The sequence below is a fragment of the Chitinophaga sp. 10T418 genome, assembly GCF_056394125.1.
This window is the reverse complement of sequence record NZ_JBFTHG010000002.1, coordinates 325,365-348,765: the sequence shown is the minus strand read 5'-3', so window position 1 is coordinate 348,765 and position 23,401 is coordinate 325,365. Positions and strand designations below refer to the sequence as shown.

Genomic DNA, 23,401 nt, shown 5'->3' with positions numbered 1-23,401 from the left:
ACCAGTGCATGGTGAAGTACATTTTATTTACTATCAAACAAAGAATGAAACATATATCTTTCTTAGCAGTTTTGCTATGCTCATTTGTCGTGAGCCTGGCACAACATAAAATAATTGTGTCTGTTAGAGATGCAAATTCCAGCGCGCCATTGGCTGGTGCTACGGTACTTATAAATGGCAGCAACGGAACACAAACGGATACAAAAGGAATAGCAGTATTCACAGATATCAAAGGTGAACAGCATCAGTTAATAGTGCGTTTTGTAGGCTACAGGGAATATGATCAGCCGCTTCATTTCCCACTTTCAACAGATACGCTCACGGTATTACTGGAGCATGCAGGAGAAGACATAGAAGAAGTAGTAATTTCTTCTACCCGCAGTACAAGAACCATTCAGAATATTCCTACAAGAGTAGAGTTTATAGGAGGGGAGGAGCTGGAAGAAAAAGGAAATATGAAACCCGGTGACATCAGAATGATGCTGAATGAGAGTACCGGCATTCAAACGCAACAGGTATCCGCCACCTCTGCCAACGCGAGCATACGTATTCAGGGATTGGATGGGCGATATACACAGATATTGAAAGACGGATTTCCTTTGTATGCAGGTTTTTCCGGAGGACTGGGACTGTTGCAAACACCGCCACTGGATTTAAAACAGGTAGAAGTAATAAAGGGCGCTGCCTCCACTTTGTATGGCGGCGGTGCTATAGCCGGGCTTGTAAACCTGGTATCAAAGGTACCGGCAGCAGAAAAGGAGCTACGTTTCTTTCTAAATGGTACTTCTGCCGGCGGACTAGATTTGAGTGGTTACTACGGGCAGAAATTTGAGAAGGTAGGCGTAACAGTCTTTGCGTCCCGCAACAGCAATCAGCCATATGCCCCGGGGAACACGCCATTCACCGCTATCCCGAAATTCGACAGATACGTTATTAATCCAAAGCTATTTATTTATTTCAGTCCTATAACGAAATTGAATATAGGTGTAAATGGGGTGTTTGAAGACAGGACCGGCGGAGATATCAAATATATCAAAGGGCATGGCGACAGTACACATAGTTATTTTGAAAGAAATAAAAGTACGAGACTTTCTACTCAACTTGCATTTGAACACCAGTTGAATGAGCATAGTACGCTGACGGTAAAAAATTCATTCAATAATTTCCAGCGCACTATCACCATTCCGGACTACATCTTTGATGGTAAACAACTTTCGTCCTACTCAGAAGCAACCTATAGTAATCGGCATGAAAACGTGGAGTGGATCGGAGGACTAAATTATTATACAGATAATTTTAAAGAGCATCCTGCAGATTCATTTCCCAAAAGGAATTATGATCAGCAAACAGTAGGAGCATTTATACAAAACACCTGGAAGGCTAACCAGTGGCTGCAACTGGAAACAGGTATCCGGGGTGATTACGTAATAGACTATGGTTTTGTATTGCTCCCGCGGCTCTCTGCGCTCTTCAAAATTTCACCGAAAGTTACTTCCCGTATTGGCGGCGGCTTGGGGTATAAAACGCCCACTATTTTCACGGAAGAAACGGAACGAATTCAGTTCAGGAATGTATTTCCGGTCAATGCGGACGACAATACCCTTGAAAAATCATACGGTGGAAACTTCGACATCAATTATCGTACAGCGTTCTTTGCTGATAAATTAAGCTTAAGTATTAATCAGCTGTTTTTTTATACGCGGATAAATAATCCGTTATTAATGGAAGCCGCAGCGGCTAACCTGGTGAATGTGAATGGCTACATGGATACCAAAGGCTGGGAAACCAATGTAAAGCTGGGATACGGGGATTTCAAACTATTTATCGGATATACTTTTACAGATGCACGGATAACGGAGCAGGGAGTAAAACGTGACAATCCTTTAACGGCGCGTCACCGGCTGAACAATGTGCTGATGTATGAAATAGAAGATAAATGGAAAGTTGGGCTGGAGGCATACTATTATAGCAAGCAGCCGCTGAGTGATGGCACCATGGGGAAACAATACTGGTTATGTGGATTTATGGCTGAAAAATTATGGGAGCGGTTTTCAATATTCGTGAATTTTGAAAATATGCTGGATACCCGGCAAACGCGCTTTGATAGCATTTATATGGGTACGGTAACACATCCCGTATTCAGAGACATTTACGCCCCGCTGGATGGATTTGTAGTGAATGGCGGATTGAAATTAAAACTATAGAGTATGGGGCATAACGCCCCTGCTTTTAAATGATAACTGCGGCATATTTGCAGTGAGTTATTTTACTTTAGTAATAACCCAATCAACCGTTTCTCTCTTAATCATTTTTTTTAACCCAACCCTGTTTTATGAGCAAATACATTCTCTCCTTTCTATTGTTGAGTACTACCATATTCACTGCATGTAAGAAAGAGCAGTCCGGCTCCTCAGCCGATAACGCAGTCGCACCTGCTGATAAAGTGCAAACAACCAATCACCAGGACGAGGTACTTACACCCGCAGGCTGGGTGAATAAGTCACTGGTGCATCATGTTGAAACCGGCGAATACCTGAGTGGAGAAGGCAGCAGGCTTCGTAAGTATGACCGCCAGGGTAAAGTGGTAGCCGATTACGGCGCTATTGAACAAACAAGCGGGAACACGCCTTTTTATCCGGGTAATACAAAGAAATCCGGAAAGGATATATTCCCACTCGGTTCCGGCTGGATCACCTACACTTACTGGACGAACAGTTCGGCTACGCCTATTTCTTATTTTAATACTAACTGGACAGTTCCGCCTGCGCCGGCGGTAAATTCCGGTCAAACGATCTTCCTCTTTAATGGTTTACAGAATGCCAACAACATCCTGCAACCTGTATTGCAGTGGGGACCGTCTGCCGCCGGTGGTGGTAACTATTGGGCTATTGCCAACTGGTATGTAGGTAATAATTCCGTATTCAGCAACCTGATACGGGTAGCTCCTGGTACTAACCTGCAGGGTATCATGAGTCTTATTGGAGGAAGTGGAAGTACTTATAGCTACACTTCTGCTTTTGCAGGCTATCCCTCCATTACGCTTACCGTTAACAACATTCCCAAGCTTTACTGGGCTGCTGAATCATTGGAAGCATATGGCGTTGCAAGTTGCTCCAACTACCCAAATACGGCTAAAACAAGGCTTAGTGCAATTGAGCTGAAGGTAGGCAGTGCACAGGCGCCGTTGTCATGGAGCGTGGCCAATGCGGTCACCGACTGTGGACAACATGCTACTGTTGTTACGCCAGGTACTCCTAACGGTATCGTGGATATTTATTATTGATAATGACTTAAAACGGTTCCGGGCCATGAAACCTTGCTGGCTTAGCCAGCAAGGTTTCATTTCTATCATAACACCTCATGATTACAGGACCGGCGGAGCTTTCAGCCGGATCAGGCATCTGGTATTTCAGGCTCAACCAGCTTCGCTAATTTCTCCAGCGACTCCTGCCATCCCAGGTAGCACATTTCTGCAGGTATGACAACAGGAATACCTGTTTGTGTGATTTTTATTTCTGTACCTACCAACGTTTTCCGAAGCAAAACAGTAGTGACCATCTCACCAGGCAGGTTCGGGTCATCAAATTTATCGGTGTACTTCAGCAACTCGTTGGGTTTGAGCTCCAGGTATTCTCCACCAAATGAATGACCGTTGCCGGTGGTGAAATTTTGAAATGACATCTTAAAGGTGCCTCCCTGTTTTACGTCCATTTCGTGAACAGTACAAAGAAAGCCATATGGAGGCAGCCAGGAAGCAATGGCCAGCGCTTCAGTGAATGCGCGGTATACCTTTTCCGGAGACGCTTTGAGAACCCGGTGCAACGAAACATTATTGTCTGACATAACATCTTATTTTCATTTCCTACTCTTCTGGCTTTTCGGTTCCGCCCGTTTTTTTAGTGGTCGCTGCTCCACTTAGTTTATTTGTTCATTTCAGTATTGTAAAGATGGAAGGAAAATTTGGTTTTGACAGAGGCTAAATACGACAGTCTACGGGTTATTTGCGACCATATTTGCAAAAGCATTTCTCATAACCGATACAGCCCCCCAAATTTTTATCTCCTGAAAATTAAAGAAAAATTTGAGAAACCAATCAGTTGCACATATATTTGCAACCGATTAGTTGCGTAATTAAAATAATAACTATGAAAAGTAAAATCCTCTTTATTTTATGTCTATTGACCGGCCTCCTGTTTATTAATGCAGGCCTGGATAAATTCTTTCACTATATGCCGGTTCCTAAAGACATGCCTGATAAAATGGTGAAAGCAGGGATGGCCTTTATGGAAATAGGTTGGCTCATGCCATTGGTGGGCGCCATAGAAGTGCTCGGCGGCTTGTTATTGATCCCAGGGAGGACGAGGGCGCTTGGCGCAATTGTGATCTTACCTGTTTTAACGGGCATTCTGCTTGCCTGCATCAGCATGGCTCCATCCGCTCTGCCTATTGCATTTGTGTTGATTGCAGTCATTCTTTGGGTAATAATTGATAACAGGGGAAAGTACCTTCCCATGATAGAAAAGTAATTTAGTGGTATGGGGCCTGATTGCCATCAATCGGGCCCCATACATAAACGATACTTTAATGAGAAGAGATATTTTCCAGGCCATCGCCGACCCCACACGGAGGGCCATCATCGCTTTAATTGCAGTACATGCAATGACACCTAATGCTATCGCCGAGCATTTTGACACGACGAGACAGGCAATTTCCAAACATTTGAAAATATTGACGGAATGCGAACTGGTAAAACAGGCATACCAGGGAAGGGAAATTTTTTATCAGCTTGAAATTGATAAAATGAAAGAGATCGACAAATGGCTGGAACAATTCAGAAAGATTTGGGAGAGCCGTTTCGATCAACTCGATCAACTATTGGCAACGATTAAAAAACAAAAGAAATGAAAAACAATTTGCAATTCGACTTCCTCGTAGATAAGAAAGAAAATACGCTGACCATCAGACGTGAGTTTTTAGCCGACCGGCAATTGATTTGGGATTGTTATACCAAAAGTGAATTACTTGACAGGTGGTTTGCGCCCGCTCCACTTACCACAAAAACAAAATCAATGGACTTCCGTGAAGGAGGTCACTGGCATTACGCCATGGTAGAACCCAACGGTACAGAATATTGGGGATATACAACGTATCTGAAAATAAAACCAATTGACTACTACACTTCCTTAGACGCTTTCTCTAATGCCGAAGGTGAAATAAATAAAGACCTGCCCAGCGCCGAGTGGCTGGTGACTTTTATAGACAAGGGTGAAAACGCTTTAGTAGAAACGATCGTCACCTATAAATCTTTGTCAGATCTGGAACAGGTGGTGCAGATGGGCATGGAACAAGGGATGCTGGCAACCCTGGAAAAATTAGACCAATTATTATTAACCATAAATAAGTAAAAATATGAGCAACAAGGTTACGGTTACCGCCAGCATAAATGCAGATACTCATAAAGTTTGGGACTATTATACCCAACCCGGACACATTACAAAATGGAATTTTGCAGACCCTTCCTGGCAATGCCCTGCTGCTGCAAATGATATGCGCGTAGGTGGTAAATATTCAGCAAGAATGGAAGCGAAAGACGGAAGTTTTGGCTTTGACTTTGAGGCTACTTATAATGAAATTGTTGATGGTGAAAAATTTACCTATACCATGCCGGATGGCAGACAGGTAACCGTTAACTTTAATAAGGAAGGAGATAAAACCGAAATTGTTGTAACATTTGACGCGGAACAGGAAAATCCAATAGAAATGCAAAAGAGTGGTTGGCAGGCAATTCTCGACAATTTCAAAAAATATACGGAATCAAACTAAAGCGGGATATTTAGTATATCCATTGAAGTTCGATAATGTAACCTGATATACAGCATAAGCTGAAAAGCCGGCAGATACAATATCTGCCGGCTTTTCAGCTTATGCCGTAATAAAGCGTTGTATTCCGCATACATGCCCTCGAATTTACGATTAAAAAAGTGACAGACGGTGACATTATAACCACGAGACCGTATATTTTTTCGCTACTCTTTTTTCATATTTTTTGATTTAAAAAACGATGACGCAAAGGGAAATGTACCAGGTGTGCGGATAGATACCTTTCCTTAAAGAGTAATATGATGGCAGCAACTGCCAGCAGAAGCGTGGATGGAAAAGCGGCGCCTGCTCCAAGTGGCGTTATTGCTACCAGAAAAACTGTAGCTGCAATTAACCCCAGCTTCAGCAGTGCATCCCTGGCAGCAATGAAAATGCCTGTTGCCAGCTGACATATAGAAATAGACACGACAATAGCAGTGGTATTATCACGAAATGCACCATAAATGAACTGTTCGTAAACGGCTGAAACAGTCATTGCTCCATATGCCATAAACAGTTCCGGTGACCGGATAGCCATGAAGGCATTGAAGAGCGCGGCGCCAATAAAGAGCAGTGCCAGCAGGAGCCGGGCGATAAGAGGCCAGAAAATAGCAGTTATCAGTATTGCCAGACTGACTGCATTGGCTATCAGGTAGGTGAGGGAGAAAATATTTGCATGCATGATATCAATTTTAAAATATGATCAATGGAAATCAATTCTCTTGTTGATAATAAAATTAAAGGAAAAGCAGCCCTGGATAAATGATGCCGGTCATATATATTCTTGATTCACATCATCATTCCGGGGATGACGAGAATCATAGTTTGCCCTAATAAGGGTCATAATTCATTTTTCTTTCCGGTGGTAGATTTGAATAAAATTAAAAACACGATGCAAAAGATAGCCGCCATATTTGATGGACTCAGATTTTCTGAGAGTACCCTCCATTATTCCATATTGATTGCGAAGCAACAGAAAGCACACCTGACCGGTGTTTTCTGCCAGGATTTTACCTACAATAGTTTCAGTTTGCACCAATTGTTGAAAGCAGGAACAGCCGAGGTAACCATCAGACAACTTGAAGCTGCGGATAAGGAGAAGCGCGAAGCGGCTGCTGGTATATTTGAGGCCGCCTGCCAGAAAGCAGGGATAGCCTACAGTGTTCACCGCAATAGAAATATTTCGCTCCTGGCTGCGCTGGAAGAGAGCATTTATGCAGATTTGCTCATTGTGGATGCCCGTGAAACATTTGTGCACGATGATACGAAGCCGCCTACCCGTTTTATAAGAGATCTCCTGGCAGATGTGCAATGCCCCGTACTAGTTGTGCCTACCCAGGTGATGGTGCCTCCTGTTTTCAGTGATATCAATAATGTAGTGTTGTTGTATGACGGGGAGCCATCTTCCGTATATGCTATAAAAATGTATAACTACCTGCTGACTTCTTTGCAAACATTACCAACCACTGTGTTATCCGTCAATCCCGAGGGAAATCATCTGGAGAATAAACATCTTATAAAAGAATTTATTAAAAGACATTTCCCGGATGCCGGGTATAAGGTAATGGAAGGCGTTCCGGAAGAGGAAATTGTAAGCTATATGCTAGGGGAGGCGGAAGGAACCATCGCAGTGCTGGGGGCTTACAGGCGCAGTACTGTTTCCCGCTGGTTCCGGGAAAGTATGGCAGACGTACTGATGCAAACATTACCATTTCCCCTGTTTATTGCTCATAATAAATAATAACTATGATCATAAATAGTCAAAATACTGATCGTGGTCATGTTCTGCCGATTCGTTTGACAATAACTTAGACAATTTAATATTAAACAATAAGATGATACAAGATAATTTAGATGGGCGTTTACTACCACACGAATCCTGGAAGTATATACTAAGGGTGATGGAGGATGAAACCATTATTTTTAAGACGCAATTGGCCGATATTCTGTCTAATGATTTTGATAGAAGACATCTGGGGCACCTGGAAGTTTTTCAGCACAGATTTCTGAAGATAGATGAACAGATAGGATTGTTGAGGCATGAAGTAAGAGAGCTGCTGGAGGCAATGCAACATGATAGCAGGACGGCGATCTATCCGGCGCGTGTTACGGCACTGCAGGAGATGCTGGCAGCCAAAATTGATACTTTACAGGATAGTTTTGAGACCCTGGCGATGGACTTTAAAAGATATCTGCATACATATTTTCCCGCCGTCTAGTATATCATATTAGCCAGTTTCTTTTCATCAAGAATAACTACTACACCTTCTTTTATATCTATGAGTTTCTCATCACGAAAGTCACTTAAGGTACGAATAAGGGATTCTGTGGCGGTTCCGGCAATATTGGCGAGGTTTTCCCTGCTGATTTTTACGATGAATGGTGGTTCGTTCTTAGGGTTGTATTTTTTATGGAGATTTAATAATGCTTCCGCTACTTTTTTCCTGAGGGAATTGTACGCAAGCCCCAGCAACTGTTGTTCTCTGGAAGCCACATTTTTAGCCAGCATCCGGATAAACTGGAGCGCAACTTCATAATTGTTATGAAGCAATTCCTCAAAGTCTTTTAATGGGATCACTGCAATTTCAGTATCTTCCATTGCAACGGCGGAGTCTTTATAAACAGATCCTTCCAGTAAGGCTGTATATCCTAAAAAGTCCCCATCGCTATAAAGCTCTGTTACCAGTTCTTTTCCCAGGTCATTGCTTTTACAGGTTTTTACTTTTCCTTTCTGAACAAAAAATAACCTGGAAGGATGATTGCCCTCTGTATAAATGGCTTGCTTTTTTTTGTATTTATCAATATTCCTTCCTTCCGCCAGTGCCTTAAGAGAATCTTTCCCGGTGGCTTCATACATGAGTTTATTTAAGCCTTGCAGGTTGGGTGGGAACTGCAGGTTTTTAATGGCTGCTTTTCTTAGCCTGCTGGCTATGGCGTCCCATAGTTCGGTTCCGGTGAAGGGCTTTGTTATGTAATCATCTGCTCCCATGCCCATTCCTTTTCTGAAATCCGCCCTTTCTGTTTTTGCAGTCAGAAAAATGAATGGTGTGTCTTTTACGGCTTCATGCTGTTGCATGAGCTGTAAAACGCCGAAGCCATCAAGTACCGGCATCATAATATCGCAGATCACCAGGTCGGGTTGATGCTGTAATATCATTTCCACACCGGTTTTTCCATTATCAGCAGTAAGAACGTTGTAGCCGGCAATGGATAAAATATCCACTGTGTTTTCGCGCAGTTGTTCATTGTCTTCAATCAACAATATTCTTTTCATATTACTATAGGACGTTTTCTTTATCAATAGGGAAAATAATAGTAAAGGTAGTGCCTTTGTTTAATTCACTGGTGCATAAAATATTGCCATTCATCATCTCACTATATCTGTGAACAATATGCAGGCCTAAGCCGGTTCCCTGAATGTTACTGACATTGGCGCCCCGGTAGAATCGTTCAAACAGGTGTTCCTGATCTTCCTCCGACATACCAATTCCATTATCTCTCACGAGGAGTGTGAATTCGTCCTCATTTTTGTGCGTTTCAATTTCTATAAGGCTGCCGGATTTCGAAAATTTGATAGCGTTACCCAGCAGATTCATGACAATATGCTTTATCAGCGAAGGGTCCAATACCAGATTTTTTCCACCGGTATGTTTGTATTTAATGATCTGATTGTCTTTTACAATGCCCTGCATTTCCTGGATGATCGTATTGAAATGATCTTCAATTTCAAATTCAGCGCTTCGTACCTGTATCTTTCCTTCTTCAATTTTTCCAACTGAAAGGAAATCATTCAAGGTATCTGTTAACAGGCTGACATTATTAACAATTCGTTGTAAGTGTTTATTACGGATGGGCTGATCCTGATCTGTATCGTAGTGTTTTACAAGAAATGCGGAGGAAAGAATAGTGCTCAGTGGGGTGCGGAATTCATGGGAAGCCATGGAAACAAAGCGGGATTTCAGGTCGCCAAGTTCTTTTTCTTTACCTAATGCGATGGTAAGTTCTTCTTTAGATGCCTCCAGTTCTTCTAATGCTTTGCGCAACTGTACCGTACGGTCTTCCACCATTTCTTCGAGTTCATTGTAAAGCTTTTCTACCCGTTCTTCTGCTTTTTTTCTTTCTGTAATATTGCTGATATAGGCAATGACAAAATTACCTTCTTCATTGGAATAATGACTAAGACTGATTTCTACTGGAAATTCCGTTCCATCTTCGCGAACAGCGTAAAGGTCAAGACCTATACCCATTGGTCTGCTCTGTGGATCCGCATTATACCTTTCCCTGTGTCCAATGTGGCGCTGGTGAACGCGCTGAGGAATTAAAATTTCGACCTTTTTCCCTAACAGCATTTCCCGCTTATAACCAAACTGTTGCAAGGCAAAATCATTGATAAGTACCATTTCTCCCTGTTTGTTCGCAACAAGAATTCCAATACTTGCATAGTCGAATAATGCCCCAAAACGCTCCAATTCCTTATTGAGTTGTTGTTTGTGGTGTCGGTCGGATAAAATATCTGTGATCCGGCAAAAGCAATAATCTTTATGATTATGCTTAAGAAAAAGTTCTTCATATACGCCCGTAAAGGTTTCTCCTTTTACGTTTTTGTATGCCCGTTCCTTCACAATCAGAGCACTCGGGGTGTTTTGCTCCGCTGTATCAATGACGCCTATTTTATTTTGCTCCATGATGCGCTCCAGCGATGGATAATCGTCTGTCCCCAGCATTTTAATACCAGTATCATTAATATAAATCAACTTGCCGCTTTCCAGTTCTCTAACAGCTACGAGACCGGGAATACGTTCCAGGATAGCCGCAAAAATGCTCAATTGAAAGTTTATATCCAGATCGCCAATAGATAAGCTCATAATGTCAGTCAGTAATTTTATATAATAATAATGAATTTTTTTATTCTCCTAAAAGCGCAAAGCGACGAAATTCCTTCCTGCGTTTTACATGGTATTGTGCTACAGCGTATTTTTGAAGATGCTCCATGGCCTCATCAATGGAATCCGTTAGTAGTATGTATTGTAGATCAGTAGGGGCTATCATATAACTTTGAATCATTTTGTGAAACATGGGCATGAGTGGTTCCCAATAACCGCGGTTCATCAGGACCAATGGAAAGTTAAGGATTTTATGGGTCTGTATCAAAGTAAGTGCCTCCGAGAATTCATCGAGGGTACCAATACCACCTGGTAGGATCACGAATCCATATGAGTATTTGAACATCAGTACTTTACGCACGAAGAAATACTTGCAGTTGAATTGCAGGTCAAGGTACTTATTTGCGGTTTGTTCTCTTGGTAAGCTGATGTTACATCCTACAGATTTACCACCGGCCTCTTTTGCGCCCCGGTTAGCCGCTTCCATAATACCTGGCCCACCCCCTGTCATGACAGCAAAACCAAGTCTGGCAATACCGGCTCCTGTTTTTCGCCCCAACTCATAATAGTCTGATCCTGGTTGTACCCTGGCCGAGCCAAATACCGCTATGCAAGGCCCTGCGAAATGTAAGATCCTGAATCCACGGATAAATTCAATCAGTACTTTTAGCGAAAAGAAAAATTCCTTCGCCCTGGAGCGGGGACCTTCCAGAAAATATTTTTCTTCATGACCCGGCAGTTCCGTTACTGTATTGGACTTCTGTCGGTTTATATTTGCTACTGACATGGTGAAGTATTGAGTACTCAATTTCCAACTATCCTCACTCAGCGCGTATGACCGCTGTCATATGACAGGCTGATTATGCTCATTTTCCTATCAGGTAAACTATGCTAAACTTGTATTAACTAAAACACTTTTTTATGCAGATATATATTAGCGAAGAAGCAGTGGTACGGGATATACAGGAGAAGTTCCAAACCATGTATCCCTACCTGAAACTGGAGTTTTTCAGGAAACCACATACAATAGGAGCATGCTCTCCTGAAGCAGAGAAAATATCACCTGATACAGCAATTGAAAAAATAAGAATGATACATAGCTTCGGATGGCTGGATATCAGCTATTACAGGACAGCAGGTGCAGTGGAGCATGATTTTAGCTATATTTTCGGATTGAGTGCGAAGATACTCCGCAAAGCAGGAAATTTGTGGCTGGAAACTACCATAACAGATAATTGGACACTGGAAGAGCTGAATAATGCGGGAAGACCCGTAAAACGCGCCAGGTTGCAGTTTCCACAAAATTCGAATGATGATTGAAGTAGCTACCGGCAGACTGATTACTCCTTTTCAAATCTGCCGGTTTTTTCATGGATACGAATTCTGTAAAGTACCGGCCTTATGATGTTGGTTGAAGTATGTTGCATGGCCATCTCCTGGTGCATTTGAGCAACACCAGCCGTTTCACTTGCGCGCAATTGGGACAAACGGTTAACAAGAAATTTCATAGCATAGTATTTTTCCTTTAAATCAGTCACTTCTTCATAATCTCCCCAAACGATAACACTGCGCCAATTGGTAAGACTGATGATCTCATCTACCTGGAAACAGACATGTGGATGTTTTCTCATCATTTCTATTTTCATCCCTTCCTGCGAATGTGCGATGACATATGTATTGTTGAACGCATAATTAACAGGTACAATGTATACTTTTTCTCCATCCGTACATCCGATACGGCCGGTAACATTGTGCGCTAACACCTGGTCAATTTCATCATAATTCAATTTACCTAACATAAAGATATTTTAAGAAGATCAGGAATATAAAAGTATTAATACCTGCACTGAACAAGAACCTCGTAAAATAGCAGTAGTAGCTCCTTTACAAGCTGTATTGAAATGGGAAATCCAATAATCAGTAACAGTATGCTGATTCCCCAGGAAATTACAGTGGTACCGTATTCCCTGATGGCATATCTTCCGGGTGTGTGAGATAAAGCATGTAACATAACAGTAAGTTGATGTAAATGAAACAGGTAATCAATAATGTGTTATGAAGAGTGGATAAGCCAGCGTTTTAATCAGTAAATCAGCATGACTACGTTTGAACAGCCTGGACACTATGCTTCTGCCGTATGCTCCCATTACCACCAGCGCATGTTGTTTTTTGAGCAGATAATCAAATAATGCCTGTTCTGTATTTCCTTTCAGTGTAACAAAATCTGAACTTTCAAAATGCCTGCTCATCCATGTTGTAATACATTTTTTTTCGCTGGCCGGAATATCTTCTTCGCTGATCTGAACTGCCGTGGCTTTGGATTCTCCCAGTTCAGGCAGCAGGTAAGTCAGTTGCTTCATCGCAAAAATAGAAGATGGGCTGCCATCGTAACAGAAAACCACTTCGTTAACAGGCGTAAAAGAAGAAGGTGCTATTATTACAGGGCATTGTGCGGCGGCCAGAAGATGTTGTAGTAGCGCTGAGGGCGCCTCCTGTGTTTTTGAAATATAGGAAACCGCTGCATCTGCTATAATCAGGTCCGAAAATCTGCTTTCATTGATGAGGCTTTCAACGATATTATCCTCCAGGTATCTTATAGAGGCTCGTACTCCTTTGCTTTCACAAGTATATTCAAATAACCGCATATGGTCTTCTATTCTTTCTGCCTTCAGGTAGTGTTCTGGAAGGCCGCCGGCGGTAACACTTTCTACATAGGGCATGCCATATACCTGTTTTAATGCGGGTTCAGAAGTATAGTGTTCCTTCTCAAAGAAGAAGCCTGTCAGTCGTGAGCGGGTCATATTGGCCAGATAGCAGGCGAAATTGAGGGTGGTTTGCGTGGGTGCTGCACCACACACTACCAGTAATATCTTTTCCATCTTTTTTTGTTTAAAGATAGCCAGGCTGAAATCGTTTAAATATGACCATAGTCATAGCTGGATATGATTTTGGATACATTACGGGTTTTATGATTTCAATCAGCAAGTGGGGTGAGAACCATCATTTTTTTCAGATACCAGAGAAGGTAGCTTAGCATCAAAGTTATTCACTAAGCAAAAAGACCGACAGACAGTTTTATCAAGCCCGGTCAGCAGTGTTGAAAGGCGTTTATAAATTCAAAAATATTATTTATGGAAAAGGTATTATTTATATCAGATGCAGTTACCATGAGCAGGGAGTGTCTTGATTTTTCCTGTTACCTGGGTAACCTGACGCATTCAAAAGTGACAGGTATATTTCTTGAAAACCAGGAGTTGGAACTCAGGTCCAGTGAAGCTATCCAGGAGATAGCTGTTTGTGCGCCGGTTCCAGGTGTGTCACTTGATGTACAGAAACAGCTTTACAGGGATGAGAATATCTCTTTGTTTAAAAATATCTGTGAAGCAAATGGTGTTAACTGTGACATACATAAGAATTTGGGAATGCCAGTGGCAGAAGTACTGAAGGAAAGCAGGTATGCAGACCTGCTGGTAGTTGATGCCGCTACCAGCTTTTCGTGGCGACCGGAAAGCAGCCCTACTGCTTTTGTAAAAGAAATATTAGAAAAGTCGGAGTGCCCGGTTATTATCGCGCCATCAAACTTCGATGGAATTGATGAAGTAATCTTCACCTTTAATGGCAGCAGTTCGTCTATGTTTGCTATTAAGCAGTTTACCCATTTATTTCCTGCATTGAGGCATAGTAAGGTGACCGTATTGAGTGTTACAGAAACGGCCAGCCAGATGAAGGGGGATAGGGCAAGGCTGGAAGAGTGGTTAAGCGTACACTATGAAGATGCAAAGCTGATTGTGCTGGAAGATACCAATATAAGCGGACGACTGATGGAATACCTGCTTGTTAAAGAGAACGTATTTATTGTGATGGGGGCTTATGGACGAAGTTTGTTATCAAAAGTTGTATTTCAAAATCCGGCAGATCCAGTAGTAAAATTAGTTACTCAACCAATATTTATTTCACATCACTAACCAATGTTTTATGAAAAAGATTATAGCAGCCATTGATGCCTTACATTTTTCTGATAATCAGATGGAGGGCTTTAAATATTTTGCACGCGAGGCTGACAGTGCATTAACAGTTGTTTGTATGGATAATCTGACCACCGGTACTATTCCCGTGGCCAGTATGTTGCCGGAATCCTATGCGGTCACCTATGATCAGATCAGTGCCGAAGGCAGGGCTGCGCTTCAATGGCAGCGAAATAAAAATATCAGGCAGCTGCATCAGATCTGCGATAACGATCATATTGGTATTGAAATCAAAGAATCAGTTAATTATCCCGTGGAAGAAGTGGTGGCGGCCAGCCGTTTTGCAGATCTGTTAATGATCAGTAACAGCACGTCTTTTGCCGCCCTCTCAGACAGTCAGTCGCCACGGTTTGTAAAGGACGTCCTGGTGGAGGCAGAATCCCCCGTGATGGTATTGCCGGATGTACTTTCGCCGATTAAAGAAATAATATTTTCTTATAACGGTACCTATTCCTCCATTTATGCGATCCGGCAGTTTACACTGCTTTTCCCGGGTTTTAAAGATATGCCGGTAAAAGTAGTCTATGTAGCAGAAGACAACGAGAAGGTGATGCCGTTTGAATATCATCTGCGCAGCTATCTGAAAACGCATTATGACAGGGTAGAATTTGTTATTATGAATGGAGAGCCTGCAACGGCCTTCCTTGCGTTATTAATAAGACGAAACGATTGCATAATCACCTATGGTGCTTTTGGACGGAGTGATATATCCCGGTTTTTCCATCATAGTGATGCCGAAAATATATTGCGTACTACTAATATTCCTGTTTTTATCACGCACCCTTAAAGCATTTTTTTTATGAAAGGCATCATCATTTATAAAGGAAAATATGGGGCTACCCGTCAGTATGCCATTTGGTTAGGCAATATCCTCAATATACCGGCAATATTGGCTGGGGGCGAGATGGAGGAACAATTGAAAGCAGCTGATTATATAATTATGGGAACCAGCGTTTATATAGGGAAATTGCAGTTACGCAAATGGATAGAGAAGCACCGTAAGTTGCTGGTAAGTAAGGAGCTGTTTCTTTTCCTGGTAGCAGGCACACCTGTTTCAGAAAAGGAGAAGTTACAGGAATACATTACCGCTAATATTGCGGCTGAAATCAGAACCAGGTGTAATTGCTTTTTCCTTCCAGGCAAGCTGGAGTTCAATAAGCTTTCCCTTTCGGATAAGATTTTGCTGAGGATAGGCTCCAGTCTGGCGAAAGGCCGTGGTGAAAGTATTGTAACTACAGATTATAATGATGTGAAAAGAGAATTGCTTTTCGGAATCGTTGATATGCTGGGTAAACTAAATGAGGTATCTGTTAAATGAAAAGTTTCATTTTTATATTACTATCATTGCCGGGATTTTGTGCTGCCTTACCGCACAACCCACATAGCTGGCCGGTAACAGATTCCGCTACAGATATTTTTTATCAGAAAATGGACGGGCAACCTGTCTGGCTTACTGCAGCAGGCCGACATCAGCTGGATTTGCTGGCCCGCTATTTTTAGCAAGCTATCTGTGTGGGGCTGGATGCAAAAGATTATGAGCCTGCGCTGGTACAGGCAGTGATAGATAATAGCTGGAAGATGCCGGCTACCGCAGATACGTTAACGACAGATATGCGAATAACCAGAGCCGCAATACAGTTTTTGTATGGACAGGAGCCTTAGCACTATATATTTTTACCCCTGTAGACCTGCTGTTTTTCAGCAATGGGAAGATGTGAAGTTGGTGGGGCATCCGCATAAAGCGATTATATCACCGGTCGGAACACCTGTCAGTGTTGAACGCGATAATGTTGACGTTACAGATACGACCAGGCATAATAAAGGGAGGAGATCATCCACAATTATACCCAGGTCCAAAATGGAAGAGGCGAAAAAATGATGAAAAAAGCGGATGTAAAACATCCGCTTTTCTATACGTTAATATTCCCATTGCCAGTTGCTTATTTCAGGCATATCTTCCCCATTCGCTTTTATATATTGTTTATGTTCCACCAGTTTGTCCTGCAACAACTGCTTCAGATAAACACCTCTGCTACCGGTTTGAGGTAAGCGATCTATCACATCCATTACCAGGTGGAAGCGGTCCATTTCATTCAGTACAGTCATGTCAAAGGCAGTAGTAACAGTGCCTTCTTCTTTGTATCCTCTTACATGGATATTACTATTATTGATTCTGCTGTAGGTTAACCGGTGAATGAGCCAGGGATAACCATGAAAGGCAAAGATGACAGGGCTGGAAGTAGTAAAAAGCGCATTAAAATCCTTGTCGCTTAATCCGTGTGGGTGTTCTGTTTGTCTTTCCAGCTTCAGGAGATCCACTACATTGATCACCCTGATCTTAACTTCCGGCAGATGTTTCCTCAGGAGAGATACGGCAGCAAGGGTTTCCAATGTTGGCACATCGCCACTACAGGCCATCACTACATCCGGTTCGCATTCCTGGTCGTTGCTCGCCCAGCCCCATATACTTAATCCCCGGCTGCAGTGCTGAATAGCCTCTTCCATATTGAGCCATTGAGGGGAGGGGTGTTTTCCTGCAATGATTACATTCACGTAATGCATACTGCGGAGGCAATGATCCATTACAGATAACAGGCAGTTTGAATCGGGCGGAAGGTATACCCTTACAATCTCAGCTTTCTTGTTAATAACATGATCAATAAAGCCAGGATCCTGATGTGTGAATCCATTGTGATCCTGTCGCCAAACGGTGGAAGTAAGCAGTATGTTTAATGATGGGATTTTTCTGCGCCACGGAATTTCGCGGGTCATTTTTAACCATTTCGCGTGTTGGTTAAACATGGAATCAACGATATGAATAAAGGCTTCATAGCAGTTGAATATTCCATGTCTGCCTGTCAGCAGATAGCCTTCCAGCCAGCCTTCACATTGGTGTTCACTCAGCATCTCCATCACTTTTCCGGTGGGAGCCAGGAACTCATCATTTTTTTCAGTGTCGGCATTCCATTGCCGGCTGGTGGTTTCAAACACTGCCTCCAGGCGATTGGATACCGTTTCATCGGGACCAAAGATCCTGAAGTTGTTGTTGTCTTTATTCAGATGAATGATATCCCGTAAGAAGCGCCCGCTAACATGAACATCTCCTTCGCCTAATTTTCCCCGTTCAGTGGGGTTAACTGCATAATTACAAAAATCAGGCATTCTGAGTGTTTTTGTGAGCAAGCCACCATTAGCATGAAGGTTAGCTCCCATCCGTTTTTCTCCTTTAGGAGCCAATGCTGCTATCTCTTTTTTCAGCTGTCCTTTTTCGTCAAAGAGTTCTTCGGGTTTATAGCTTTTCATCCAGGCTTCCAGCATGGGAAGATGGTCTGCTGGGCTATTGGCAGAAACAGCCAGCGGTATCTGATGAGAACGGAAATTACCTTCTATCTTATATCCATCTACTATTTTAGGTCCGGTCCAGCCTTTGGGAGATCTCAGGATGATCATAGGCCATCGCGGACGATCTGTTTTTATATGATCTGCTGCATCCTGTTTTATATGGCTGATCTGGGTGATGGCCCTATCCAATGCCGCCGCCATGGCCTGATGCATGTCTGCAGGATCTGAACCTTCTACAAAAATAGGTGTCCAGCCATAACCTGAAAACAGCTGTTCTAATTCGGCATGCGAAATTCTGGCTAATACAGTTGGGTTGGAAATCTTATATCCGTTCAGATGCAGAATCGGCAATACAACTCCGTCTGTAACAGGATGCAGGAATTTATTGGAATGCCAGGCAGTAGCCAACGGACCTGTTTCGGCTTCTCCATCTCCCACAACACAGGTTACAATAAGAGATGGGTTATCTAAAACAGCGCCAAATGAATGACTGAGAGAGTAACCCAATTCACCTCCTTCATGAATGGAGCCGGGTGTTTGCGGGGAAGCATGGCTGGAAATACCACCGGGATAGGAAAACTGTGTAAATAGTTTTCTTAGTCCGTCTTCGTCCTGTGTAACAGCCGGATATACTTCGCTGTAAGTGCCTTCCAGGTAAGTCCCGGCTACTACAGCGGGTCCTCCATGCCCGGGGCCGGATACATAGAGCATATTAAGGTCATATTTGCTGATGACCCTGTTGAGATGCGTATAAATGAAATTTTGACCCGGGGTGGTTCCCCAGTGACCTAATTGCATTTTTTTTATGTGCGCCAGCTGTAATGGTTCGCGCAGCAGTGGATTATCCCGGAGGTAGAGTTGACCAACTGATATATAATTAGCGGCACGCCAATAGGCGTCTATCTTATCCAGCAAAGCCGGGGATAAAGGCGCTTCTTTACTGATGACTGTTTCTGTTAGGTTATTCATTATGATAAATTTTTTCTGATAATGATATTATTCAAAGGCTGATCATGCCATTCACTATTTGTGCCAACATCCATTCTTCGTCAGTCGGTATTACTCTTACAGCCACTTTCCCGTTATCAGCAGAAATAAGACTGCTATTCATCTGATTATGCTCATTGTCCAGTTCGATGCCCAGGAACTTTAAATGCTCACATACACGTTGTCTGATAATTGGCGCGTTCTCTCCGATACCGCCGGAGAATACCAGTGTATCAATTCCTCCCAGCGCAGCAGAATAAGCACCAATCTTTTTCCTGACTTCATAACAGAATACGCTGATGGCCTCACAGGCCCTGAAATCGGAGCTTTCCTGTATAAGTAAGTCTGTCATATCACCACTCGTTTCTGACATTCCCAGTAGTCCGGATTCATGATTAATAAGATGATTAAACTGGTCGGCAGAGAGATGCTCAGATTTCATAATATACCATGCCACGCCGGGATCAATATCGCCACTTCTGCTGCTCATGGGAATACCGGCTGCCGGTGTAAAGGACATACTGGTATCCATACTTTGTCCCTGGTGCACAGCAGCCAGACTGGCGCCATTTCCGAGATGAGCCAGTACCACGCGGCCATTGGCACTCTCTTTTCCGGCTATTTTTTCCAATGCCAGCATAAGATACTGATAGGATAAGCCATGGAAGCCATACCTGACGATTCCCTGGTTTTCAAATCTTCTGGGTATCGGTAGCAACCTGGCTACACGAGGCATTGTCTGGTGAAAGGCAGTATCGAAACAGGCAATGTGAATTTTATTCGGGTAATGTTGCCGGAAAACTTCCATCAGATTGATTTCACCGGGAAGATGATCGGGGTCGTAAGGAATGATCTGTTTTAAGGATGCGAGCAAAGCTTCCGTGATAACAGCAGGTGCAGTATGTTGCATACCATGAACAACTCTGTGAGCAATGGCGGTTATCTCATTAAAATMTATATGATTTTCCAGCCATTTTACCAGGTAATGAATGGAAGAAGAATAGTTAGTGACAGCATCCAGCGGAATGGCCGCTGCTACCTTATTGTTCGCTTCCAGCGTTTTAAGGCTGGTGCCAGTTTTGCCAATATTATCAATCTGCCCGGAAAGAACTTTTTCCGGCTGATCAGTTTGTTTAAAAATGGCAAATTTGATGCTGGACGAACCACCATTAATGATTAACAGCATAACAAGGTATTAAAGTGTAGTAAGCAGTTCCAAAGTTCTTGCTTTAGTTGTCGTATTACTATGACAGCCGTCATGTAAATCTTTGATAGTAGTCATTATTGCCACTTTATAGCAGGAGGGATGGGCGCTTTGCCTGTTGAAACAAGCGAGCAAGGTACTTGTATATGGTTGTTTGGGGCAACAAAAATTCATGCAAATGGCAATAGTGCTAAATGCTTTATTAATAAGCACATAGCGCTGTTGCGCTTATACTCTTTTTTTAATAACAAAGCTATCAGCAGGATACTTTTCCTTCATCATGCTGCGTATTCCTTCGCACCAGTCGCTGAAAAGTTTCTTTTCAGACGCCGTTAACCTGGCATTGGAGTGAATAATGGTATAAGATGATAATGGCATTTCTCCCTCATTTACCATCTCGGTACTTTCGCCCAGTTTTTTATACTGCCGGGAAATCCGGTTGTTCGTAAATTCATCGAAATTAAGATGACGTTTTCCATCTGCCACATGTTTGTTCATCCACCAGGCTACCGGCTGAATTTCTGCATACCAGGGATAGACGGTGTTATTGCTATGACAGTCATTACAGGCTCTTTTTAAAATATCCTTTACTTCAGCGGGAGTGTTGTAAGCAGTGGTGATGTCATAAGGCTGTGCTGAAGCAGATATATTTCTTGCAGGGCGATAAAACTGTATCAACACAGCTATCAGTAATAGTATCCATAGGAGGATCTTCTTTTTTTTCATATGAATTCAGTCTTGAATAACTACTTAAATTTTAATGCCAGGGTTACAATGTTACTGTTTAAGCCTGTGGAACGCATATAGTGTCCATATCTCAGCTCTAACCTCAAAAAACCTGTCTTGCATTAAACAATGATAGCACAATTTTGCAGGATAGAATCCCTTATTCCAACTGTTAACGTATCCTGCAAAACTGTTAATGAGTGTTAATAATCTTTTGGCTGGTGTCGGGCATCACTTACATTTGCGGTATGGACACTATTATCAGGCGCATCTGGTGGATTGTAATACCCACTGCTCTGGCAGTACTGGCATTTCAGCTATACTGGTTGCGAACTTCCTATTTCAGCCAGGATAAGAGTTTTCGGCAGGTAGCAACAGATGCCCTGCAGAAAGCCCATGATGTGACAATGGTGGAATCCGTGAAACGGTTTGACCCGGGAAGTAAAAGTGACAGCACCGGGAAATTTGAGGTGAGGAGCAGTGTAAAGATCAGCGATGGAGATAGAAACTTTTTTGATTCACTGTTGCATAGAAGCAAAAACCAGCCAGGTATTAAGATCGTCTCGAAGCTTCCCAATGAGAGTAAATATAACAGCAGCGATACCATTATTGAAAGAGAAATAAGGGCGGAAGGAAGTGGCCTGGATGTGACGAAACTGATTGCCAATGTATTTTCATTGTCTAACCTGGTGGAAATAGATACAGTACTGCTGGCCGTTAATTATAAAAAGGAACTGAAGAAGAGACAGATTACGCTGCCATTCAGGATCTCCCTGTCACCACCCAATAGCCAATGGGAGAACACTCCCGGTATTGTAACATTACCTGTTGTCAGGCAGAATAAGTCGGAGATGCTCCTGGTGCGATTTGAAGGTATCAACAGCCTGTTACTGTTTAAAATTCTCTGGCCAATTATACTTTCTTTTTTCCTGGTATTGCTGATCATTGGCTGTATCTGGTTATTGTGGCGCATTATTGTCAGGCAGAAGAAGCTGGAGGTGATGAAAAATGATTTTATCAGCAATATTACCCACGAGCTGAAAACACCGGTTGCCATTTTGAGCGCCACCAACGAGGCCTTACTTGCTTTCGGTGGCATGAATGATCCGGAAAAAACCGAACGCTATCTCCGCCTCGGACAAGATGAAATCCGCAAATTGCAGGGGCTTGTCGACAATATTATGGCATTGACAAGACTTGAACATGACGATGACGATATGGCCGGCGCCGGGGAAACGGTATCCCTCACAGCGCTGCTGAAAGCAGTTGTATCACGGTTTTTAGGTTTACCGGGCGTGGATATTGAGCTGGATATTCAAACCGGGAATGACCTGTTGCACACCTATCCGGTCGCACTGAAAACAATTTTTTCCAACCTGATCGACAATGCTATCAAGTATACTGTCACACCAGAAAAACGTATATTCATACAGGTGAGAGAGAACGAACAATATTATCTCTTCTTTATAGCAGATGAAGGAGTAGGAATTGAAAAACAACACCTGCCTTATATCTTCGATAAATTCTATCGTGTATCTCACGGAGATATTCATGAGGTAAAAGGACACGGGCTGGGGCTCAGTCATGCGAAACGCCTGATAGAACGTCTGAATGGCGCGATCAGCGCAGAGAGCACGCCGGGAAAAGGAACTGTATTTACCATACAAATGAAAAAATTATGAGCCAGCCGATACGTTTGTTATTGGTAGAAGATGAAGAAGTACTGGCCGGTGTGTTGGCAGAAACGCTGGAAATGAAAGGATTTGAAGTAGTCAAAGCCTTTAACGGCGTACAGGGGCTGGAGCTATATCGTAGCTTCAGACCGGATGTATGCGTAATAGATGTAATGATGCCGAAGAAAGATGGGATTACACTGGTACAGGAAATCAGGACAACAGACAATAAAACGCCACTTGTATTCCTTACTGCCAAAGGAGAAATACAGGACGTGCTGAAAGGCTTCCGTGCAGGGGCTGATGACTACATCAAAAAACCATTCAGCATGGAGGAGCTGATACTCCGCATACATGCCCTGCTGAAAAGAACGATGACGATGCCGGAACAAGCACCCGCCACTGGTCAGCTCCGCCTCGGTGAATATGTGTTTGATTATAACCGGCAGGAGCTTCACCATGGAAGCGATGTTCAGCGTTTATCTCAGCGGGAGGCCGATATGTTGAAAATGCTGGCTGATAATCTCGGTAACATCACCTCCCGGAAAGATATACTGCTGGAGTTATGGGGAGATGACAGTTTCTTTAATGCCCGCAACATGGACGTATATATTACCCGGCTACGGAAGTACCTGCGCCTGGATAATAATATCCAGATCATCAATGTGCGTGCGCGTGGATTTAAGCTCATCACATAAGCGA

The 23,401-nt window shown here is 42.8% G+C and carries 26 protein-coding genes; 16 read left to right on the top strand and 10 right to left on the bottom strand.

What is annotated here, in order from left to right; all coding sequences use genetic code 11:
• Positions 1-44: 44 nt before the first annotated feature.
• Together AC1DCV_RS05740 and AC1DCV_RS05735 are read left to right on the top strand one after the other, a co-directional pair.
• Positions 45-2,204 (top strand): TonB-dependent receptor, encoded by a 2,160-nt coding sequence (locus AC1DCV_RS05740; protein WP_477022278.1) that lies wholly within the window; start codon positions 45-47, stop codon positions 2,202-2,204.
• A 128-nt stretch (positions 2,205-2,332) separates the two neighbouring features.
• Positions 2,333-3,283, top strand: coding sequence for a hypothetical protein (locus AC1DCV_RS05735; RefSeq protein ID WP_477022277.1), 951 nt, complete (start codon positions 2,333-2,335; stop codon positions 3,281-3,283).
• A gap of 110 nt (positions 3,284-3,393) precedes the next feature.
• On the opposite strand, the gene AC1DCV_RS05730 is transcribed toward AC1DCV_RS05735, so the two are convergent.
• Entirely contained in the window at positions 3,394-3,843 is a 450-nt protein-coding gene (locus AC1DCV_RS05730; RefSeq protein ID WP_477022276.1) for an SRPBCC family protein, read from the bottom strand.
• A 302-nt stretch (positions 3,844-4,145) separates the two neighbouring features.
• On the opposite strand from AC1DCV_RS05730, the gene AC1DCV_RS05725 reads away from it, so the two are divergent.
• Genes AC1DCV_RS05725 through AC1DCV_RS05710 form a run of 4 tightly spaced genes read left to right on the top strand, consistent with a single transcriptional unit; the run spans position 4,146 to position 5,823 of the window.
• The gene (locus tag AC1DCV_RS05725; RefSeq protein ID WP_477022275.1) at positions 4,146-4,526 is read left to right on the top strand and encodes a DoxX family membrane protein; all 381 of its coding nucleotides are present in this window, start codon (positions 4,146-4,148) and stop codon (positions 4,524-4,526) included.
• Positions 4,527-4,584: 58 nt separating this feature from the next.
• Positions 4,585-4,905 (top strand): ArsR/SmtB family transcription factor, encoded by a 321-nt coding sequence (locus tag AC1DCV_RS05720; protein WP_441575772.1) that lies wholly within the window; start codon positions 4,585-4,587, stop codon positions 4,903-4,905.
• The gene (locus AC1DCV_RS05715; protein WP_477022274.1) at positions 4,902-5,405 is read left to right on the top strand and encodes an SRPBCC family protein; all 504 of its coding nucleotides are present in this window, start codon (positions 4,902-4,904) and stop codon (positions 5,403-5,405) included. The genes AC1DCV_RS05720 and AC1DCV_RS05715 overlap by 4 nt, the downstream gene beginning before the upstream one ends.
• Positions 5,406-5,409: 4 nt before the next feature.
• Positions 5,410-5,823 (top strand): SRPBCC family protein, encoded by a 414-nt coding sequence (locus tag AC1DCV_RS05710; protein ID WP_477022273.1) that lies wholly within the window; start codon positions 5,410-5,412, stop codon positions 5,821-5,823.
• A 214-nt stretch (positions 5,824-6,037) separates the two neighbouring features.
• Here the strand turns inward: AC1DCV_RS05710 and AC1DCV_RS05705 are convergent, their stop codons facing one another.
• Entirely contained in the window at positions 6,038-6,541 is a 504-nt protein-coding gene (locus AC1DCV_RS05705) for a hypothetical protein (protein ID WP_477022272.1), read from the bottom strand.
• 210 nt (positions 6,542-6,751) lie between these two features.
• On the opposite strand from AC1DCV_RS05705, the gene AC1DCV_RS05700 reads away from it, so the two are divergent.
• Complete coding sequence (locus AC1DCV_RS05700; RefSeq protein WP_477022271.1) at positions 6,752-7,600, top strand: universal stress protein; 849 nt, start codon at positions 6,752-6,754, stop codon at positions 7,598-7,600.
• A 94-nt stretch (positions 7,601-7,694) separates the two neighbouring features.
• Positions 7,695-8,078, top strand: coding sequence for a hypothetical protein (locus tag AC1DCV_RS05695; RefSeq protein ID WP_477022270.1), 384 nt, complete (start codon positions 7,695-7,697; stop codon positions 8,076-8,078).
• On the opposite strand, the gene AC1DCV_RS05690 is transcribed toward AC1DCV_RS05695, so the two are convergent.
• The 3 genes from AC1DCV_RS05690 to AC1DCV_RS05680 are packed head-to-tail and all read right to left on the bottom strand — an operon-like array spanning position 8,075 to position 11,529.
• On the bottom strand, positions 8,075-9,133 hold the full coding sequence (locus AC1DCV_RS05690) for a response regulator (protein ID WP_477022269.1): 1,059 nt from the start codon (positions 9,131-9,133) through the stop codon (positions 8,075-8,077). The genes AC1DCV_RS05695 and AC1DCV_RS05690 overlap by 4 nt on opposite strands.
• A 4-nt stretch (positions 9,134-9,137) precedes the next feature.
• Positions 9,138-10,724, bottom strand: coding sequence for a sensor histidine kinase (locus AC1DCV_RS05685; protein ID WP_477022268.1), 1,587 nt, complete (start codon positions 10,722-10,724; stop codon positions 9,138-9,140).
• A 40-nt stretch (positions 10,725-10,764) separates the two neighbouring features.
• Positions 10,765-11,529, bottom strand: coding sequence for an LOG family protein (locus tag AC1DCV_RS05680; protein WP_477022267.1), 765 nt, complete (start codon positions 11,527-11,529; stop codon positions 10,765-10,767).
• A gap of 134 nt (positions 11,530-11,663) precedes the next feature.
• On the opposite strand from AC1DCV_RS05680, the gene AC1DCV_RS05675 reads away from it, so the two are divergent.
• Positions 11,664-12,062, top strand: coding sequence for a hypothetical protein (locus AC1DCV_RS05675; RefSeq protein ID WP_477022266.1), 399 nt, complete (start codon positions 11,664-11,666; stop codon positions 12,060-12,062).
• A 20-nt stretch (positions 12,063-12,082) separates the two neighbouring features.
• On the opposite strand, the gene AC1DCV_RS05670 is transcribed toward AC1DCV_RS05675, so the two are convergent.
• Both AC1DCV_RS05670 and AC1DCV_RS05665 read right to left on the bottom strand, forming a co-directional pair.
• Positions 12,083-12,541: a pyridoxamine 5'-phosphate oxidase family protein gene (locus AC1DCV_RS05670; RefSeq protein ID WP_477022265.1), complete on the bottom strand. Its 459-nt coding sequence runs from the start codon at positions 12,539-12,541 to the stop codon at positions 12,083-12,085.
• A 243-nt stretch (positions 12,542-12,784) separates the two neighbouring features.
• Positions 12,785-13,621, bottom strand: coding sequence for a hypothetical protein (locus tag AC1DCV_RS05665; protein ID WP_477022264.1), 837 nt, complete (start codon positions 13,619-13,621; stop codon positions 12,785-12,787).
• A 252-nt stretch (positions 13,622-13,873) separates the two neighbouring features.
• Here AC1DCV_RS05665 and AC1DCV_RS05660 point away from each other — a divergent pair, with 252 nt between their 5' ends.
• From AC1DCV_RS05660 to AC1DCV_RS05640, 5 genes are read left to right on the top strand one after another with little or no spacing between them, the layout of a single operon-like run.
• On the top strand, positions 13,874-14,707 hold the full coding sequence (locus AC1DCV_RS05660; RefSeq protein WP_477022263.1) for a hypothetical protein: 834 nt from the start codon (positions 13,874-13,876) through the stop codon (positions 14,705-14,707).
• Positions 14,708-14,717: 10 nt separating this feature from the next.
• The gene (locus AC1DCV_RS05655) at positions 14,718-15,554 is read left to right on the top strand and encodes a hypothetical protein (protein WP_477022262.1); all 837 of its coding nucleotides are present in this window, start codon (positions 14,718-14,720) and stop codon (positions 15,552-15,554) included.
• A 12-nt stretch (positions 15,555-15,566) separates the two neighbouring features.
• Positions 15,567-16,085: a flavodoxin domain-containing protein gene (locus tag AC1DCV_RS05650; RefSeq protein ID WP_477022261.1), complete on the top strand. Its 519-nt coding sequence runs from the start codon at positions 15,567-15,569 to the stop codon at positions 16,083-16,085.
• Positions 16,082-16,267 carry a hypothetical protein gene (locus tag AC1DCV_RS05645; protein WP_477022260.1) on the top strand — a complete coding sequence of 62 codons (186 nt, stop codon included), beginning with the start codon at positions 16,082-16,084 and terminating at the stop codon, positions 16,265-16,267. The genes AC1DCV_RS05650 and AC1DCV_RS05645 overlap by 4 nt, the downstream gene beginning before the upstream one ends.
• Positions 16,268-16,279: 12 nt before the next feature.
• Positions 16,280-16,429 carry a hypothetical protein gene (locus tag AC1DCV_RS05640; RefSeq protein WP_477022259.1) on the top strand — a complete coding sequence of 50 codons (150 nt, stop codon included), beginning with the start codon at positions 16,280-16,282 and terminating at the stop codon, positions 16,427-16,429.
• Between the two features lie 255 nt (positions 16,430-16,684).
• Here the strand turns inward: AC1DCV_RS05640 and AC1DCV_RS05635 are convergent, their stop codons facing one another.
• From AC1DCV_RS05635 to AC1DCV_RS05625, 3 genes are all read right to left on the bottom strand, one after another.
• A complete protein-coding gene (locus AC1DCV_RS05635; protein ID WP_477022258.1) occupies positions 16,685-19,078 on the bottom strand; it encodes a phosphoketolase family protein in 2,394 nt (797 codons plus the stop codon).
• Positions 19,079-19,109: 31 nt separating this feature from the next.
• The gene (locus AC1DCV_RS05630; RefSeq protein ID WP_477022257.1) at positions 19,110-20,282 is read right to left on the bottom strand and encodes an acetate/propionate family kinase; all 1,173 of its coding nucleotides are present in this window, start codon (positions 20,280-20,282) and stop codon (positions 19,110-19,112) included.
• A 246-nt stretch (positions 20,283-20,528) separates the two neighbouring features.
• The gene (locus AC1DCV_RS05625; protein ID WP_477022256.1) at positions 20,529-21,026 is read right to left on the bottom strand and encodes a heme-binding domain-containing protein; all 498 of its coding nucleotides are present in this window, start codon (positions 21,024-21,026) and stop codon (positions 20,529-20,531) included.
• Between the two features lie 200 nt (positions 21,027-21,226).
• Here AC1DCV_RS05625 and AC1DCV_RS05620 point away from each other — a divergent pair, with 200 nt between their 5' ends.
• Entirely contained in the window at positions 21,227-22,708 is a 1,482-nt protein-coding gene (locus AC1DCV_RS05620; protein WP_477022255.1) for a sensor histidine kinase, read from the top strand.
• Positions 22,705-23,397, top strand: coding sequence for a response regulator transcription factor (locus tag AC1DCV_RS05615; RefSeq protein WP_477022254.1), 693 nt, complete (start codon positions 22,705-22,707; stop codon positions 23,395-23,397). Before AC1DCV_RS05620 ends, AC1DCV_RS05615 begins: the two co-directional genes overlap by 4 nt.
• The last annotated feature ends 4 nt before the right edge of the window (positions 23,398-23,401 follow it).

Bases quoted from the DNA above. Each gene is read 5' to 3' on its own strand.
- AC1DCV_RS05740 (WP_477022278.1), top strand. From the start codon at position 45: ATGAAACATATATCTTTCTTAGCAGTTTTGCTATGCTCATTTGTCGTG.
- AC1DCV_RS05735 (WP_477022277.1), top strand. From the start codon at position 2,333: ATGAGCAAATACATTCTCTCCTTTCTATTGTTGAGTACTACCATATTC.
- AC1DCV_RS05730 (WP_477022276.1), bottom strand. From the start codon at position 3,843: ATGTCAGACAATAATGTTTCGTTGCACCGGGTTCTCAAAGCGTCTCCG.
- AC1DCV_RS05725 (WP_477022275.1), top strand. From the start codon at position 4,146: ATGAAAAGTAAAATCCTCTTTATTTTATGTCTATTGACCGGCCTCCTG.
- AC1DCV_RS05720 (WP_441575772.1), top strand. From the start codon at position 4,585: ATGAGAAGAGATATTTTCCAGGCCATCGCCGACCCCACACGGAGGGCC.
- AC1DCV_RS05715 (WP_477022274.1), top strand. From the start codon at position 4,902: ATGAAAAACAATTTGCAATTCGACTTCCTCGTAGATAAGAAAGAAAAT.
- AC1DCV_RS05710 (WP_477022273.1), top strand. From the start codon at position 5,410: ATGAGCAACAAGGTTACGGTTACCGCCAGCATAAATGCAGATACTCAT.
- AC1DCV_RS05705 (WP_477022272.1), bottom strand. From the start codon at position 6,541: ATGCATGCAAATATTTTCTCCCTCACCTACCTGATAGCCAATGCAGTC.
- AC1DCV_RS05700 (WP_477022271.1), top strand. From the start codon at position 6,752: ATGCAAAAGATAGCCGCCATATTTGATGGACTCAGATTTTCTGAGAGT.
- AC1DCV_RS05695 (WP_477022270.1), top strand. From the start codon at position 7,695: ATGATACAAGATAATTTAGATGGGCGTTTACTACCACACGAATCCTGG.
- AC1DCV_RS05690 (WP_477022269.1), bottom strand. From the start codon at position 9,133: ATGAAAAGAATATTGTTGATTGAAGACAATGAACAACTGCGCGAAAAC.
- AC1DCV_RS05685 (WP_477022268.1), bottom strand. From the start codon at position 10,724: ATGAGCTTATCTATTGGCGATCTGGATATAAACTTTCAATTGAGCATT.
- AC1DCV_RS05680 (WP_477022267.1), bottom strand. From the start codon at position 11,529: ATGTCAGTAGCAAATATAAACCGACAGAAGTCCAATACAGTAACGGAA.
- AC1DCV_RS05675 (WP_477022266.1), top strand. From the start codon at position 11,664: ATGCAGATATATATTAGCGAAGAAGCAGTGGTACGGGATATACAGGAG.
- AC1DCV_RS05670 (WP_477022265.1), bottom strand. From the start codon at position 12,541: ATGTTAGGTAAATTGAATTATGATGAAATTGACCAGGTGTTAGCGCAC.
- AC1DCV_RS05665 (WP_477022264.1), bottom strand. From the start codon at position 13,621: ATGGAAAAGATATTACTGGTAGTGTGTGGTGCAGCACCCACGCAAACC.
- AC1DCV_RS05660 (WP_477022263.1), top strand. From the start codon at position 13,874: ATGGAAAAGGTATTATTTATATCAGATGCAGTTACCATGAGCAGGGAG.
- AC1DCV_RS05655 (WP_477022262.1), top strand. From the start codon at position 14,718: ATGAAAAAGATTATAGCAGCCATTGATGCCTTACATTTTTCTGATAAT.
- AC1DCV_RS05650 (WP_477022261.1), top strand. From the start codon at position 15,567: ATGAAAGGCATCATCATTTATAAAGGAAAATATGGGGCTACCCGTCAG.
- AC1DCV_RS05645 (WP_477022260.1), top strand. From the start codon at position 16,082: ATGAAAAGTTTCATTTTTATATTACTATCATTGCCGGGATTTTGTGCT.
- AC1DCV_RS05635 (WP_477022258.1), bottom strand. From the start codon at position 19,078: ATGAATAACCTAACAGAAACAGTCATCAGTAAAGAAGCGCCTTTATCC.
- AC1DCV_RS05625 (WP_477022256.1), bottom strand. From the start codon at position 21,026: ATGAAAAAAAAGAAGATCCTCCTATGGATACTATTACTGATAGCTGTG.
- AC1DCV_RS05615 (WP_477022254.1), top strand. From the start codon at position 22,705: ATGAGCCAGCCGATACGTTTGTTATTGGTAGAAGATGAAGAAGTACTG.